The organism is Stenotrophomonas sp. LGBM10 (genome assembly GCF_046736075.1).
GTDB lineage: Bacteria > Pseudomonadota > Gammaproteobacteria > Xanthomonadales > Xanthomonadaceae > Stenotrophomonas.
Genome location: NZ_CP177163.1, coordinates 3,709,391 through 3,724,405, shown reverse-complemented (window position 1 = coordinate 3,724,405; position 15,015 = coordinate 3,709,391). Strand labels below are relative to the sequence as shown.

13 protein-coding genes are annotated in these 15,015 nt (G+C 68.3%); 9 read left to right on the top strand and 4 right to left on the bottom strand.

Annotated elements, in window-relative coordinates; all coding sequences use genetic code 11:
- Positions 1 to 15: 15 nt before the first annotated feature.
- The 6 genes from lpxA (at position 16) to ACLB90_RS16210 (ending at position 8,885) form a co-directional block, all read left to right on the top strand.
- Positions 16 to 807 carry an acyl-ACP--UDP-N-acetylglucosamine O-acyltransferase gene (gene lpxA, locus ACLB90_RS16235; RefSeq protein WP_411850433.1) on the top strand — a complete coding sequence of 264 codons (792 nt, stop codon included), beginning with the start codon at positions 16 to 18 and terminating at the stop codon, positions 805 to 807.
- Positions 804 to 2,090 (top strand): lipid-A-disaccharide synthase, encoded by a 1,287-nt coding sequence (gene lpxB / locus ACLB90_RS16230; RefSeq protein WP_411850432.1) that lies wholly within the window; start codon positions 804 to 806, stop codon positions 2,088 to 2,090. The genes lpxA and lpxB overlap by 4 nt, the downstream gene beginning before the upstream one ends.
- Entirely contained in the window at positions 2,087 to 2,737 is a 651-nt protein-coding gene (locus ACLB90_RS16225; protein WP_411850431.1) for a ribonuclease HII, read from the top strand. The genes lpxB and ACLB90_RS16225 overlap by 4 nt, the downstream gene beginning before the upstream one ends.
- Positions 2,738 to 3,318: 581 nt before the next feature.
- Entirely contained in the window at positions 3,319 to 6,900 is a 3,582-nt protein-coding gene (dnaE, locus tag ACLB90_RS16220; RefSeq protein WP_411850430.1) for a DNA polymerase III subunit alpha, read from the top strand.
- Positions 6,901 to 6,931: 31 nt separating this feature from the next.
- On the top strand, positions 6,932 to 7,804 hold the full coding sequence (locus tag ACLB90_RS16215) for a hypothetical protein (protein ID WP_411850429.1): 873 nt from the start codon (positions 6,932 to 6,934) through the stop codon (positions 7,802 to 7,804).
- Between the two features lie 121 nt (positions 7,805 to 7,925).
- Positions 7,926 to 8,885, top strand: coding sequence for an acetyl-CoA carboxylase carboxyltransferase subunit alpha (locus ACLB90_RS16210; RefSeq protein WP_411850428.1), 960 nt, complete (start codon positions 7,926 to 7,928; stop codon positions 8,883 to 8,885).
- A gap of 123 nt (positions 8,886 to 9,008) precedes the next feature.
- Here the strand turns inward: ACLB90_RS16210 and ACLB90_RS16205 are convergent, their stop codons facing one another.
- On the bottom strand, positions 9,009 to 9,458 hold the full coding sequence (locus ACLB90_RS16205; RefSeq protein WP_411850427.1) for a CopD family protein: 450 nt from the start codon (positions 9,456 to 9,458) through the stop codon (positions 9,009 to 9,011).
- Positions 9,459 to 9,580: 122 nt separating this feature from the next.
- Between ACLB90_RS16205 and ACLB90_RS16200 the strand changes: the two genes are divergently transcribed.
- Complete coding sequence (locus ACLB90_RS16200; RefSeq protein ID WP_411850426.1) at positions 9,581 to 10,177, top strand: class I SAM-dependent DNA methyltransferase; 597 nt, start codon at positions 9,581 to 9,583, stop codon at positions 10,175 to 10,177.
- A gap of 96 nt (positions 10,178 to 10,273) precedes the next feature.
- Positions 10,274 to 11,593 (top strand): polyhydroxyalkanoate depolymerase, encoded by a 1,320-nt coding sequence (locus ACLB90_RS16195; RefSeq protein ID WP_411850425.1) that lies wholly within the window; start codon positions 10,274 to 10,276, stop codon positions 11,591 to 11,593.
- Between the two features lie 72 nt (positions 11,594 to 11,665).
- Here the strand turns inward: ACLB90_RS16195 and ACLB90_RS16190 are convergent, their stop codons facing one another.
- Together ACLB90_RS16190 and ACLB90_RS16185 are read right to left on the bottom strand one after the other, a co-directional pair.
- Positions 11,666 to 12,676: a sensor domain-containing protein gene (locus ACLB90_RS16190; RefSeq protein WP_411850424.1), complete on the bottom strand. Its 1,011-nt coding sequence runs from the start codon at positions 12,674 to 12,676 to the stop codon at positions 11,666 to 11,668.
- Positions 12,673 to 13,038 carry a PadR family transcriptional regulator gene (locus tag ACLB90_RS16185; protein WP_411850423.1) on the bottom strand — a complete coding sequence of 122 codons (366 nt, stop codon included), beginning with the start codon at positions 13,036 to 13,038 and terminating at the stop codon, positions 12,673 to 12,675. Before ACLB90_RS16185 ends, ACLB90_RS16190 begins: the two co-directional genes overlap by 4 nt.
- A 151-nt stretch (positions 13,039 to 13,189) precedes the next feature.
- Here ACLB90_RS16185 and ACLB90_RS16180 point away from each other — a divergent pair, with 151 nt between their 5' ends.
- Entirely contained in the window at positions 13,190 to 14,089 is a 900-nt protein-coding gene (locus tag ACLB90_RS16180) for a peptidylprolyl isomerase (RefSeq protein WP_411850422.1), read from the top strand.
- Between the two features lie 12 nt (positions 14,090 to 14,101).
- On the opposite strand, the gene ACLB90_RS16175 is transcribed toward ACLB90_RS16180, so the two are convergent.
- Complete coding sequence (locus ACLB90_RS16175) at positions 14,102 to 14,983, bottom strand: DMT family transporter (protein WP_411850421.1); 882 nt, start codon at positions 14,981 to 14,983, stop codon at positions 14,102 to 14,104.
- Between the last annotated feature and the right edge of the window lie 32 nt (positions 14,984 to 15,015).

Here is a 15,015-nt window from a genome sequence, read left to right as displayed (position 1 = left end):
GGCAGGAGACCTGCGATGAGCGACAACGCCCCCCTGATCCATCCCACCGCGGTGATCGACCCGACGGCGCGACTGGCGCCCGATGTGCGCGTCGGCGCGTTCAGCCTGATCGGTGCCGACGTCGAGATCGGCGCAGGCACCGAGGTCGGTCCGCATTGCTCCATCCACGGTCCGACCCGGATCGGCCGCAACAACCGGTTCATCGGCCACGCCGCGATCGGTGGCGAGCCGCAGGACAAGAAGTACAAGGGCGAGCGCGCCGAACTGGTGATCGGCGATGACAACGTCATCCGCGAGTTCGTCACCATCAACCGCGGCACCGAAGGCGGCGGCGGCGTCACCACCGTCGGCAACGACAACTGGATGCTGGCCTACACGCACGTGGCGCACGACTGCCATGTCGGCAACCACTGCGTGTTCTCCAACAACACCACGCTGGCCGGCCACGTCACCGTGGGTGACTACGTGATCATCAGCGGCTTCGCCGGCGCGCATCAGTTCTGCCGGATCGGCGCACATGCCTTCCTCGGCATGGGCGCGCTGACCAATGGCGACGTGCCGCCGTTCACGCTGGTCGGCAGCGATACGCTGGGCCGCCCGCGCGGCATCAACAGCGAAGGCCTGAAGCGCCGCGGCTTCGACGCCGAGCGCATCGCCAGCATCAAGCGCGCCTACCGCACGCTGTATGTGGCCGGCCTGCCGCTGGCCGAAGCGAAGGTACAGCTCGCCGAACAGGCGCAGCACAGTGCGGACGTGAAGGACCTGCTGGACTTCATCGAGCACGCCGAGAGGCCGCTGCTGCGATGATGGCGGCGGGCGGGCACCTCCCCAGCGGCACGACCGCCGAGATCATCGACCTCGCGGCGGTCGTGGATGCCCAGGAAAACACCGGCCTGGCGCCGGCGCGCACCTCCGACCGCCCGGTGCGCATTGCACTGGTCGCCGGCGAAGCGTCGGGCGACCTGCTCGGTGCCGGCCTGATCCGCGAGCTGCGCCAGCGCTTCCCGAACGCCGAGTTCGCCGGTATCGGCGGCGATGCGATGCGCAGCGCCGGCTGCCAGACCTGGTTCGATGCCAGCGAGCTGGCGGTGATGGGGCTGACCGAGATCCTGCGCCACCTGCCGCGCCTGCTGAAGCTGCGCGGCGAGTTCCGCACGCGTGCGCTGGAATGGCAGCCGGATGTGTTCATCGGCATCGACGCACCGGACTTCAACCTGGGCGTGGAGCGCTGGCTGAAGGAACGCGGCATCACCACGGTGCACTACGTGAGCCCGTCGGTCTGGGCCTGGCGCGAGAAGCGGGCGGAGAAGATCGGCGCCAGCGCCGACCTGGTGCTGTGCCTGTTCCCGATGGAGCCGCCGATCTACGCGCGGCACGGCATCGATGCGCGCTTCGTCGGGCATCCGATGGCCGACGACATTCCGCTGCACAGCGACCGCGACGCGGCCCGCATGGCGCTGGGCCTGCCGGCCAACGCCAAGGTGCTGGCGGTGCTGCCGGGCAGCCGCCTGGGCGAGATCGGCAAACTCGGCGAAGCCTTCTTCGAAGCCGCCTGGCAGGTCTCCGAGCGCATTCCGGGGCTGCATGTGGTGGTCCCGGCCGCCAATCCGGCCTGCCGCCGCCTGATCCAGGAACAGTTGTCGCGCTCGGCGCTGCCGGTGGCGCATTCGCACCTGCTCGATGGCCAGGCCCGTGACGCGATGATCGCCGCCGACGTGGTGGTGCTGGCGTCGGGCACGGCGACCCTGGAAACCATGCTGGTCAAGCGCCCGATGGTGGTCGGCTACCGCGTGGCCGAGCTGACCTACCGCATCGTCAAGGCGCTGGGCCTGATCAAGGTCGACCGCTTCGCGCTGCCCAACATCCTGGCCGGCAAGGACCTGGCGCCGGAGCTGATCCAGCACGACTGCGTGCCGGACAAGCTGGCAGCCGCCATCCTGCAGTGGTTCGATCACCCGCAACGCATCGCCGATCTGCAGGGCACCTACGCGCAGCTGCACCTGCAGCTGCGCCGCGACGCCTCGGCGCGTGCCGCCGACGCCGTGGCCGAACTGCTGCTGCGCCAGCCACGCACGGGCGACGCGGCGTGAGCCGCCGCCATGCCGCGGCCGCATCGCTGGCGCTATTCGACGGCGCGGCCCTGGCCACGGTGGCACCGCGTTACGTCGCGGGCGTGGACGAAGCCGGGCGCGGCCCGCTTGCCGGACCTGTCGCGGTGGCTGCCGTGGTGTTCTGCCCGGACCGCCCACGCCTGAACGGCCTGGACGACTCCAAGCAGCTGACCGCGCTGCGCCGCGACGCGCTGTTCGACAGGATCCAGCAACGTGCGCTCGCCTTCCACGTGGTGATGGTGGACGTGGCCGAGATCGACGCCCTCAACATCTACCAGGCCACGATGCTCGGCATGCGCCGCGCGGTCGAGGGCGTGGCCCACGTGGCGCAGTTCGCCCGCATCGACGGCAATGTGGTGCCCAAAGGCCTGCCCTGCCCGGCCCAGGCACTGGTCGGCGGCGACGCCCTTGACCGCGCGATCATGGCCGCCTCGATCCTGGCCAAGGTCACCCGCGACCGCTACATGCTGGCGCTGCACGAGCAGCACCCCGAATACGGCTTCGACCAGCACAAGGGCTACGGCACCCCGGCCCACCTGGCCGCCCTGCGCACCCACGGCCCCTGCCCCCAGCACCGCCGCAGCTTCGCGCCGGTGCGGGAATGCGTAGTCACAGGCATCGCGTAGAGCCGGGCTCTGCCCGGCTGCTTCACGCATCTGGGCGAGCAGCCGATGGCCCGTGGTCATTCTGGTTTGGCGGGACGGTGCGGGTTGCCGGCCGCAGCTTCCCCGCGCGTGCAGGCTGCCTTCTGACTTCACGGCTGGGGTGCGGGCGGTGGGTTGCCGGGACACGCCGCAAGTACATCCATGTAGGCTCGTTCGCGCCATCCCTGGCGCTGTACGGTCCCGCCAACCCACCGCCCGCACCCCTTCGACAGATGTCCGGTGGCCGGGGAAACACCCATAGCGGAGCGACGCCTGTCGCGGGGGTACGACCGCCCCTGCGGGCACGTCGTCCGTCGGGGGGCTGCGGTGGGGGCAGGGGCGCGGGACCGTAGAGCGCCAGGGATGGCGCGAACGAGCCCCCAGGGATGGGTTCACGGCGTGTCCCGCGCCCCTGCCCCCACCGCAGCCCCAGCACGGGCACCCTCCGAACAAGGCCGTTGCCGTGGCTCCAGCTCCAGGTCCGGGCTTAACCCCGACAGCTGTCAAGCCTTGTTCGGCATGTCCCGCGCCGCTACCCTGACCGGGCATTACATTGGCCCGGCATGTCCACTTCCCGTTTCGTACATCTCCACGTCCACACCGAATTTTCGCTGGCGGATTCGACCATTCGTGTCCCGGCGAAGCCGGATCAGGCCGACCCGAAGAAAGCCAAGCAGGCCAACCTGCTCAGCCGCGCGGTGGAACTGAAACTGCCGTCGCTGGCAGTGACCGACCTGAACAACCTGTTCGCGCTGGTCAAGTTCTACAAAGCGGCCGAAACCGTCGGCATCAAGCCGATCGCCGGTGCCGACATCATGATCGCCGAAGAGGGCATGACGCCCTGGCGCATGACCCTGCTCTGCCGCGACCGCGACGGCTATCTCAGCCTCTCGCGCCTGCTGACCCGCGCCTGGATGGAAGGCCACCGCCCGGAAGGCGGCGTCGCCGTGCATCCGGAGTGGCTCAAGGCCGGCTGCCACAACCTGTTCGCCCTGGCCGGCCGCGAGAGCCTGGCCGGGCGCCTTGCCAGTGAAGGCCGCCACGATCTGGCCGAGCAGCAGCTCGCCGACTGGCAGCGCGTGTTCGGCGACGGCCTGCACCTGGAACTGACCCGTACCGGTCGCGACGGCGAAGAAGCCTTCAACCAGTTCGCCCTGCAGGCCGCCGGTCAGCGCGGCCTGCCCGTGGTGGCCAGCAACGACGTGCGCTTCCTGCAGCCGGACGATTTCAGCGCGCACGAAGCGCGCGTCTGCATCTCCTCCGGCCGCGTGCTCGACGACCCCAAGCGCCCGCGCGACTACAGCGACCAGCAGTACCTCAAATCGCCCGAAGAGATGTGCGCGCTGTTCGCCGACATCCCCGACGCGATCGACAACACGCTGGCGCTCGCGCAGCGCTGCAACATCGAAATGCGCCTGGGCACCTACTTCCTGCCCAATTATCCGGTGCCCGACAACGAAACGCTGGACAGCTGGATCTGCAGCGAATCGCGCAAGGGCCTGGACGCGCGACTGGAAAAGAACCCGCTGGCCGACGGCAAGACCCGCGCCGATTATGTCGAGCGCCTGGAGTTCGAGCTCGCCACCATCATCAAGATGGGCTTCCCCGGCTACTTCCTGATCGTGGCCGACTTCATCCAGTGGGGTAAGAGCCAGGGCATTCCGATCGGCCCCGGCCGTGGTTCCGGTGCCGGTTCGCTGGTGGCCTGGGCGCTGCAGATCACCGACCTCGACCCGATCCCGTACAACCTGCTGTTCGAGCGGTTCCTCAACCCCGAACGCGTGTCGATGCCCGACTTCGACATCGACTTCTGCATGGACCGCCGCGACGAAGTCATCGACTACGTTGCACGCAAGTACGGCCGCGAGCGGGTCAGCCAGATCATCACCTACGGCACCATGGCCGCCAAGGCGGTGGTGCGCGACTCCGGCCGCGTGCTCGGCTTCCCCTACGGCCTGGTCGATGGCGTCTCCAAGCTCATTCCCAACATCCTGGGCATCTCGCTCAAGGACGCGATGGGCGAAGGCAAAGACTCGGAAATGGCCTCGCCGGAGCTGATCCAGCGCTACCAGTCCGAGGACGATGTGCGCGACCTCATCGACCTGGCCCGCCAGCTCGAGGATCTCACCCGCAACGCCGGCAAGCATGCCGGTGGCGTGGTGATCGCGCCCGAACCGCTGGCCGAATTCTGCCCGCTGTTCGCCGAACACGACGAAGGTGGACGCGGGCGCAACCCGGTCACCCAGTTCGACAAGAACGACGTCGAAGAAATCGGCCTGGTGAAGTTCGACTTCCTCGGCCTGCGCACGCTGACCATCATCGATTGGGCGGTCAAGGCGATCAACAAGCGCCATGCCCGTGCCGGCATTCCGCCGGTGGACATCACCGCCCTGCCGCTCGACGACGCCCCCACCTACAAGGACATCTTCGCCAACGGCAATACCGGCGCGGTGTTCCAGTTCGAATCCTCGGGCATGCGCCGCCTGCTGAAAGACGCGCGCCCCGACCGCTTTGAAGATCTGATCGCGCTGGTGTCGCTGTACCGCCCCGGCCCGATGGACCTGATTCCCTCCTTCAACGCGCGAAAGCACGGGCAGGAAGAGATCATCTACCCCGATCCGCGCACCGAAGCGATCCTGAAAGACACCTACGGCATCATGGTGTACCAGGAGCAGGTGATGCAGATGGCGCAGATCGTCGGCGGCTACTCGCTGGGCGGCGCCGACCTGCTGCGCCGCGCGATGGGCAAGAAGGTGCCGGCCGAAATGGCCAAGCATCGTGAAATCTTCCGCGAAGGCGCGGCCAAGGATGGCGTCGTCGAAGCCAAGGCCGACGCGATCTTCGACCTGATGGAGAAGTTCGCCGGCTACGGCTTCAACAAGTCGCACGCCGCCGCGTACGCGCTGGTCAGCTACCAGACCGCCTGGCTGAAACGGCACTACCCGGCCGAATTCATGGCGGCCACGCTGTCCTCGGACATGGACAATACCGACAAGGTGGTCGGCTTCCTCGCCGAAGTACGCAACCTCGGCCTGACCGTGCTGCCGCCGCGCGTCAATGAATCGGCCTACATGTTCGAAGCCTCCAGCGCCGACACCATCGTGTATGGCCTGGGCGCGATCAAGGGCGTTGGCCAGGGCGCCTGCGAAGCAATCGTCGACGAACGCCAGCGCGGTGGGCGTTACGCCTCGCTGCTGGATTTCTGCATGCGTATCGAGTCGGGCAAGCTCAACCGGCGCACGCTGGAAGCGATGATCAACTGCGGCGCGCTCGACGGGCTGGGCAAGAACCGCGCCTCGCTCATGCTGCAGCTGCCGGAGGTGCTCAAGGCCACCGACCAGATGTCGCGCGAGAAGGCCTCGGGGCAGAACTCGCTGTTCGGCGCCCCCGATCCGGTCAGCACCGCCCAGCAGCTGGACCTGCCCGAGACCAAGGAATGGGCGCTGGGCCAGCTGCTCGACGGCGAGCGCGAAACGCTGGGCTTCTACCTCAGCGGCCATCCGTTCGATCCGCATGCGGACGACGTCAAGGAACTGGTCGGCACCGACCTGGGCATGCTCGAGAAGCTGATCCCGCCGGCGCGCCCGAGCAAGGACGGCGAGAAGCGCGCCTGGCGCCAGGAAACCCCGGTGATCCTCGCCGGCCTGGTGGTCGGCGTGCGGCGCAAAGGCGAAAGCCAGGTGTTCATGCAGCTCGAAGACGGCAAGGGCCGGGTCGAATGCAGCGCGTTCTCCGATGGCCTGGCCGAGTTCGGCCACCTGATGACCAAGGACCGCATCCTGGTGGTCAAGGGCGGCCTGCGCGAGGACGAGTTCAATGGCGGCTACGCCCTGCGCATCCGCCAATGCTGGGACTTCGAGGACATCTGCGCCAACTACGCCACGCGTCTGTCGCTGCGCCTGGACCTGCGCCAGGGGCGCCCGGTGTGGGCGCGCATCAATGCGCTGCTGGACCGCCATCGCCCGGGCCGCACGCCGCTGCGCCTGGACCTGCTGCTGGACTCCGACCAGGGGCCCATCGCCGGCATGCTCGACGTGGCCGGCGACATCGCCGTGCGCGTGGACAGCCACCTCGTCGATGCGCTCCGCGCCGACCCCGCCGTGCGTACCCTGAAGGTGCGCTACAGCCCCCCGTGGGCGAACTGATCCGCTCCATCCGCACTACAGGTACCTTGTTTTGATCAAGCGTTTCACCGTGCTGCTGTGTGCAGCCGTTGCCATCGCCGGCTGTTCCAGTCCCGCCCAGACCTTCGTGATCGACAACCCGCGCGATGCCCCGCTGATCGTGCGCATCGACGGCAATGAACTGCCGATCGCCGCCCACGCCTCGCGCCCGGTCAATCTCACGCCCGGCGAGCACCACCTGCAGAGCGCGCCGCTGGGCGATGTGCGCTTCATCGTGTACGCACGCGGCAAGGGCGGGCTGATCAACCCCACCCTGGCCGAGTACGTGATCGCACAGGAGGTCTACGTCACCGACGACAGCAAGCGCGCCAACTTCGGCCGCCTCGACCACCGCATCGAGCTTGGCGGCGTGCCCTTCGACGGCCCCTACCAGACCACCCACGACCTGTTCATCGACAGGTCCTGGACGTTCGAGGTGCGCGAGCCCTTCCCAGACGTGCAGACCGTGGCCCACGTGGACGACAGCGGCGGCCGCATCAACACCAAGATCTTCACCGCCCCGGACTTCATCGCCTACGTGGAAGCCGGCGCGGGCCAGCCCGGTGCCTACCTGCGCGCGCAGCCGGCCGGCTATGTCGCGCCGCGGTACGTGCTGGAAGCCGCACCGGCCACCCTGCCGGCACTGGACCCGGTGTTCGAGGCCCATGCCGGCCCGCTGCGCGAGCTGTACACGCGCTACCTGCACGCCACCACCGCCGATGCCCAGCTGCAGCTGCAGCAGGAGGCCCACCAGGCGCAGATGGCCTTCACCGCCGCGACCGCCTCGCTGGGGGCCGGGCTGCCGGTGGAGGCCAACGAGGCCTACAACACCTTCGTCCAGACCCGCAGCCGCCTGATGGGCAGCGCCGTACTGGTCGTGCCCTGAGCCACGCCACGGCTGGCGTGGTTGGCCCCGCTGCGCTACCGTCGCCTTTCCAGACGACGGCGTACGGGGCTTTTCGGCGCATTCGGCTACACTTTCCCTCTTTACTTCACGACGGCTTCCGATGAATCCGAACTACCTCGACTTCGAGCAACCCATCGCTGATCTGGAGGCGAAGATCCAGGAACTGCGCAGCGCCAGCGCCGGTCCTGCGGTCAATGTCGAGGCCGAGGTGCACGCCCTGCAGGACAAGCTGCGGGTGCGCACCGCGCAGATCTTCCGCAACCTGACCTCGTGGCAGATCCTGCAGCTGGCCCGTCACCCCTCGCGCCCCTATACCGCCGACTACATCCGCATCATCTGCGATGAGTTCCAGGAACTGGCCGGCGACCGCGCCTTTGCCGACGACAAGGCGATCATCGGCGGCCTGGCCCGCATCGGTGGCCGCCCGGTGATGCTGATCGGGCACCAGAAGGGCCGCGACACCAAGGAAAAGATCAAACGCAACTTCGGCATGCCCAAGCCGGAGGGCTACCGCAAGGCCCTGCGCCTGATGAAGATGGCCGAACGTTTCGGCCTGCCGGTGCTGACCCTGATCGATACCGCCGGTGCCTGGCCGGGCATCGACGCCGAATCGCGCGGCCAGTCCGAGGCGATCGCCCGCAACCTGATGGAGATGGCCGAACTGAAGGTCCCGGTGATCTGCACCGTGATCGGCGAAGGCGGCTCCGGTGGCGCGCTGGCGCTGGGCGTTGGCGACCGCACGGTGATGCTGGAATACAGCGTGTACTCCACGATCAGCCCGGAAGGCTGTGCCTCGATCCTCTGGAAGGACGCCGGCAAGGCCAAGGACGCGGCCGAACAGCTCGGCCTGACCGCCCCGCGCCTGAAGGGCCTGGGCCTGGTCGACAAGGTGGTGCGCGAGCCCACCGGCGGTGCCCACCGCAACCCGACCCAGATGGCCAAGCGCCTCAAGGCAGTGCTGCTCAACGAACTGGACCAGCTGGAAAAGCTGTCCACCGGCGACCTGCTGCAGAAGCGCTACGAGCGCCTGCGCAGTTACGGCGCGTACGAAGCGGCCTGATCGGCCTGCCAGGCAGACAAAAAAACCGGACGCGCAGGCGTCCGGTTTTTTTTGGGCTGCTCTGCCGTTTCGAGGCCCTTCGCCGAGGGGCCTGACGGCCACTGCGGGGCCCGGCGCGCAACGTCAGAACGGCTTGGCGAGCACCAGCCACACCACGCCGATGAACAGCACCAGCGGCAACTCGTTGAACCAGCGCAGCGCGCGCGACGACGGCAGCGCCCTGCCCTTCACCGACGCCTTCAACAGGCGTCCGGTCCACGAGTAGTACACCAGCAGCAGCACCACCAGGCCCAGCTTGGCATGCAGCCAGGCCGCCGCACCGGGCGGTGCCATCGTCGGGAAGTCCGGGATCACCCGGTAGCCCAGCCACAGCACCAGGCCCAGGATCAGCGCGAAGCCGAACATCATGTGGCCGAACCGGTACAGGCGCAGGCCCATCAACTGCAGGCGCTCGGTCACCGGCAGCTGGCCGGCGGTCTCGCTGAGATTGACCAGAATCCGTGGCAGGTAGAACACCGCCGCCATCCACGCCACCACGAACAGCAGATGGAACGTCTTGACCCAGAGATACATGTGCTCGCTCCATCGGCTGGCGTGGGAAGTGTCCCATTTTCACCCATTCACCCCTGCCGCGCATGCGCGACGGTTTGACGCAGTACGATGGCGTCCGTTTCTTCCGTTGCCCGGCTCCTTTCATGCACAAGACCTACGACCAGGCCTATTTCCAGCGCTGGTACCAACCCGACCAGACCGGCGGTGCCGCACGCCTGGCACGCAAGGTCGCCCTGGCCGTGGCCAGCGCCGAGTACTACCTGGAACGTCCAATCCGCAGCGTGCTGGACATCGGCTGCGGCGAAGGCGCCTGGCGCGCGCCGCTGCTGAAGCTGCGCCCGCGCGTGCAGTACCTCGGTTTCGACAGCAGCGAGTACGCCGTGCACCGGTATGGCCGCAGCCGCAATCTGCACCTGGCCCGGGTCGGCGACTTCGCGTGGCTGCGCCCGTGCGCGCCGGTGGACCTGCTGGTGTGCTCGGATGTGATGCACTACGTGCCCAGCCGCGAACTGCGCCCGGCGCTGGCCGGGTTTGCCGAGCTGACCGGCGGCATCGCCTTCCTGGAGACCTTCAGCGCCGACGATGCCTTCGAAGGCGACCACGAGGGCTTCCAGGCGCGCCCGGCGCGCTGGTACCGCAGCCAGCTCAAGTCGGTCGGCTTCACGGCGCTGGGCTCGCACTGCTGGCTCTCGCCGGCGCTGGCCGGCGAGGCGGCGGCGCTGGAACGCGGCGCGCCCTGATCGCACCGGCAAATGAGACGCTCCCCGTATTAACGCACCCGGTTGACGGGTGCGCTATGCTGCGCGGCAACATAAGACCATACATATTCGGACGTCATGCTTTATCAGCTGCATGAATTGACCCGCAACCTGCTCGCCCCCTGGGTGCACCAGGCCCAGGCCAACGCGAAGTTCTTCGCCAACCAGGGGCACTGGTGGTCGCAGATGCCTGGCGCCGATCGTCTTGCGGCGGTGAACGAGCTGTTCCATCGCATCGGCAAGGATTACGAGAAGCCCGAATGGGGCATCAACGAAATCGATGTCGATGGCGAGCGCGTGCCGATCGTCGTCCACGAAGAAATCACCAAGCCGTTCTGCAAGCTGCTGCGCTTCAAGCGCCACAGCAACGAAGCGGACCAGCTCAACACCATGCTCAACCAGCCGTTCGTGCTGGTGGTGGCGCCGCTGTCCGGCCACCACGCCACGCTGCTGCGCGACACCGTGCGCACGCTGCTGCGCGATCACCGCGTGTACGTCACCGACTGGGTTGACGCGCGCATGGTGCCCGGCAGCGAAGGCGAGTTCGGGCTGGAGGATTACATCGCCTATGTGCAGGAGTTCATCCGTCACCTGGGCGGTGACACGCTGCACGTGGTGAGCGTGTGCCAACCGACGGTGCCGGTGCTGGCCGCGGTGTCGCTGATGGCCAGCCGTGGCGAACCGACGCCGCGTTCGCTGGTGATGATGGGCGGCCCGATCGATGCGCGCTGCAGCCCCACCGCAGTGAACAACCTGGCCACGCAGAACCCGCTGTCGTGGTTCGAGAACAACGTGATCCACACCGTACCGGCCACCTACCCCGGTGCCGGCCGCCGCGTGTATCCGGGCTTCCTGCAGCACGCCGGGTTCCTGTCGATGAACCCGAGCCGTCACTTCAGTTCGCACTGGGATTTCTATGCCGACCTGGTCAAGGGCGACATGGAGGATGCCGACGCGCACCGCCGCTTCTACGACGAGTACAACGCCGTGCTGGACATGCCGGCCAAGTACTACCTCGACACGATCCGCGTGGTGTTCCAGGAGTTCCTGCTGCCGCGCGGCGAGTGGTATGTGCAGGGTGAGCGCGTGGACCCCGCCGCGATCACCGGCACCGCACTGCTGAGCATCGAGGGCGAGCTGGACGATATCGCCGGCCTCGGCCAGACCGAAGCGGCGCAGGCCCTGTGCACCGGCATCCCGGCCGGGCGCCGCGAGCACTTCATCGTGGAAGGTGCCGGCCATTACGGCATTTTCAGCGGCCGCCGCTGGCGCGAAACGGTGTACCCGAAGGTGCGCGATTTCTTCGCGGCCGCCAACGCGCAGGCCGCCGCCGCCAAACCGAAAAAGGCGGCCAAGGCCGCCAGCAACGTCACCCCGATCCGCAAGAAGGCCGGGTGACGCCGACGGAGCCGGCTGCTGGCCGGCTCCGTTCCATCGCCGTCTGGAGCCGGCCGGCGGCCGGCACTACGGTTACAGGCGGACCAGCAGGTGCTTGGCGAGCTGGCCGTGCAGATGGCCGATGCCGCGTGCCAGGTGCATGGTCACGAACAGCAGCAGGATCCCGGTCACGGCCAGCAGCGGCGTGGCCCAGATCGACAGCATCTGATCGCCATCGATGTAGATGCCCGGCATCGTGCCGGTGAACAGCGCCGCCACCGGCGCCCAGATGAAGCCCAGCGACACCGACAGCAGCGTGACGGCGATGGTGAAGTACACGATGCCCAACGGCAGCATCAGCACGAAGTACAGCAGGGTCAGCCAGGTGCGGCCGTCGGTGAACATGTCGCCGATCCGCTGCAGCCAGCTGCGGCTGCGGTCGGCATAGCGCGGCCGGCGCGGCATGCGCTCGCCCAGCAGCGCTTCCACCAGCCGCCCTTCCAGCAGCGCCAGGCCACGTACCGAGCCGAAGAACAGCACCGTGAGCGGTATGCCGATGATCAGGATCAGCAATCCCAGCGACAGCGACAACCCGGTGACGACCCACGTAAAGAAGAAGATGCCGGTCGCCAGCGACAGCAGCATGTAGAACAGGGCGCCGTAGGTGCGCGCTTCCAGCGCCACGCCGAAGAAGCGTGCCAGCAGCGAGCGCGGCTTGGCCGGTGCCTGCGGCGGCGGCACGGCGGTGGCGGCCGTCGCGCCCGCCACACCCGCGGCAACGCCAGCCGCAACGGGCGGGGCACGGCGTACCGGCACCGCACCGGCGGTGGGCGTGCGCAGCGCGCGGCTCACGGTGATTTCGGTTTCCCGGTAGATCTCGGCCACTTCGTCCGGGGCGCCATAGCTGCCGGCGACATCGGCGATCACCTCGGCCTCGCTGCGGCCCGGCTGGGCGGCCAGCTCCGAGCGCAGGTATTCCTCGGCATCGTAAAGGGCGTCCTGCACCATCGCCGGATCGGCATCGTGCAGGGCGTCGCGCAGCTGCGCCAGGTACTGCGGAATGGTGGTGGGCAGGCTGCTGCCTGCCGTGGTCGGGTCGTTCATTGCAGTACCCCCTCCAACACGGAATCGACGGAATCGCGGGTGGCGCGCCAGGCCTGGATCCACTGCTCCAGTACCTCGCGGCCGCGGTCATTGATGCGGTAGTAGCGTCGCGGCGGACCGGCCATCGACGGTTCGACATGGCTTTCCAGCAGCCCGGCCCCTTCCAGGTTGCGCAGTACCGGGTACAGGGCGCTCTGCTTGCCGCTCAGCACCCCCTCGCCCACCCGTTCCAGCTCCTTGGCGATCAGGTAGCCGTAGAGCGGTTCGCCGGCCTTGGCCAGCACCGCCAGCAGGGCCAGCGAAACCGTGCCGGCACTGAGCTCTTTCTGGAATTTCTTCAGCTGGGCATCGAGGTCGCTCATGGCGGTCTCCAACTAGCGTGGAGTCAACACTAGTGTGAAGTCAGCTATAGCGAACGTGCCGTTAGTCACCGTGCCGGCCGTCAGGGTCCGTGCTGGCGGCGGCAGCCACGCTTCGCGCACAATCGGCGGATACATCCTGAACGGGTCCGCCATGTCGCTACGTCGTCCTGCCCTGCTCGCCCTCGCCCTGGCCTGTGTGCTGCCCTCCCTCGTCTCGGCCGCAACGCCTTACCGCAGCCCGCAGCAGATCCTGGCGGCCTCGCCGGACAGCGACTGGCGCACGCCGGACCCGGCCAACCTGCTGTACATGAACCTGGACAGCGGCCGGGTCATCATCGAGCTGGCCCCGGACTTCGCGCCGGCGCATGTGGCCAACATCCAGACCCTGGCCCATGAGCACTTCTGGGACGGCGAGAGCATCTACCGGGCACAGGACAATTTCGTGGTGCAGTTCGGCGATGCCGATGCCGACGATGCGGCCAAGGCCAAGCCACTGGGTTCGGCCAAGCGCAAACTGCCGGCCGAGTTCCAGCGCGACAGCACGGGCCTGAAGGTGGCGGTGCTGCCGGATCGCGATGGCTGGGCCGACCGCACCGGTTTCGTCGATGGTTTCGCCGTGGGCCAGGACGCGCAGGACGGCAAGACCTGGCTGGCGCACTGCTATGGCGCGCTGGGTGCCGGGCGCAGCAACGAGGAAGACAGCAGCATCGGGGCGGAACTGTACGTGGTGACCGGGCAGTCGCCGCGCCAGCTGGACCGCAACATCACGCTGGTGGGCCGCGTACTGCAGGGCATGGAACTGCTCAGCGCACTGCCGCGTGGGCCGGCGCCGATGGGGTTCTACGCCGATGCCGCGCAGCGCACACCGATCCGCTCGATCCAGCGCGCCAGTGATGTGCCGGCGGCGGAACGGCCGGCGCTGCAGGTGCTGCGCACCGATTCGAAAACCTTCGCCGATACGGTGGAGGCGCGCCGCAACCGGGTGGACGACTTCTACAAGCGCCCGGCCGGGCATATCGACCTGTGCAATATTCCGGTGCCGGTGCGGTAACGCCGGCGGCGCCTATCGCTTCTGCGAGGCCGCCACGCTGCCGAGGATCAGGGCGCCGGCGACGACCATCGCCCAGGTCACCGGCTCGCCGAGGAACAGCCACGCAAACAGCGCGCCGAACATCGGCACGAGGTAGGTCACCGTGGACGCGCGGGCCGGGCCGATGCGTGCGATGAGGCGGTAGAACATCAGGAAGGCCAGGCCGGTGCAGACCACGCCCAGGGCGATGGCGCAGGCCCAGGCGAGCACCGGAATCGGGGCGGTGGGCCAATGGGTGAGTGCCATCGGCAGCAGCAGGATCGCCGCGCAGCCCAGCGTGGCACCGGCCGAGGCCGCCGGCGGCAGGCCGGTCATGTGGCGCTTGACCAGGTTCACGCCCAGGCCGTACAGCAGCGCGGCCAGGGCGCCGGCCACCACGGCCGCGCCGATGCTCAGCCCGGACACCTTGGCGGTGGCCAGCACCACCACGCCGGCGAAGCCGACCAGCAGGGCGATGGCGCGCCGCATGCCGATCTTCTCGCCGAAGAACAGGAAGGCGATCAGCGCCGCGAACAGGACCGTCATCGCGTTGCAGATCGCGCCGATCGCGGCCGGCGCCCGTTGTGCGGCCCAGGCGAACAGCACGAACGGGATCGCCGAGTTGATCAGGCCGATCGGTGCCAGCCACAGCCAGCGCCGGGCCGGGAACTGCGCGCGGGCCTGCCACAGGAACGGCAGCAGCACGAGCGCGCCGAGCAGCAGCCGCACCTCGACCAGGGCGTAGGGGCCGAAGGACGGCACGGCCACCCGCATGAACAGGAACGAGCAGCCCCAGATCGCGCCGAGCACGGTCAGCTCCAGCGGCGTGCGCCAGTCGCGTTCGGCCGGGGCCGCAGCGAGCGGTGCGCCGCTCATGGCCGCACCCCGGACAACAGGCAGATGCGCGG

Excerpts from the sequence above, each read along its gene's own strand:
- ACLB90_RS16210 (WP_411850428.1), top strand. The coding sequence starts at position 7,926 with ATGAATCCGAACTACCTCGACTTCGAGCAACCCATCGCTGATCTGGAG.
- dnaE (WP_411850430.1), top strand. The coding sequence starts at position 3,319 with ATGTCCACTTCCCGTTTCGTACATCTCCACGTCCACACCGAATTTTCG.
- ACLB90_RS16175 (WP_411850421.1), bottom strand. The coding sequence starts at position 14,983 with ATGAGCGGCGCACCGCTCGCTGCGGCCCCGGCCGAACGCGACTGGCGC.
- ACLB90_RS16180 (WP_411850422.1), top strand. The coding sequence starts at position 13,190 with ATGTCGCTACGTCGTCCTGCCCTGCTCGCCCTCGCCCTGGCCTGTGTG.
- lpxB (WP_411850432.1), top strand. The coding sequence starts at position 804 with ATGATGGCGGCGGGCGGGCACCTCCCCAGCGGCACGACCGCCGAGATC.
- ACLB90_RS16200 (WP_411850426.1), top strand. The coding sequence starts at position 9,581 with ATGCACAAGACCTACGACCAGGCCTATTTCCAGCGCTGGTACCAACCC.
- ACLB90_RS16190 (WP_411850424.1), bottom strand. The coding sequence starts at position 12,676 with ATGAACGACCCGACCACGGCAGGCAGCAGCCTGCCCACCACCATTCCG.
- ACLB90_RS16205 (WP_411850427.1), bottom strand. The coding sequence starts at position 9,458 with ATGTATCTCTGGGTCAAGACGTTCCATCTGCTGTTCGTGGTGGCGTGG.
- ACLB90_RS16195 (WP_411850425.1), top strand. The coding sequence starts at position 10,274 with ATGCTTTATCAGCTGCATGAATTGACCCGCAACCTGCTCGCCCCCTGG.
- lpxA (WP_411850433.1), top strand. The coding sequence starts at position 16 with ATGAGCGACAACGCCCCCCTGATCCATCCCACCGCGGTGATCGACCCG.
- ACLB90_RS16185 (WP_411850423.1), bottom strand. The coding sequence starts at position 13,038 with ATGAGCGACCTCGATGCCCAGCTGAAGAAATTCCAGAAAGAGCTCAGT.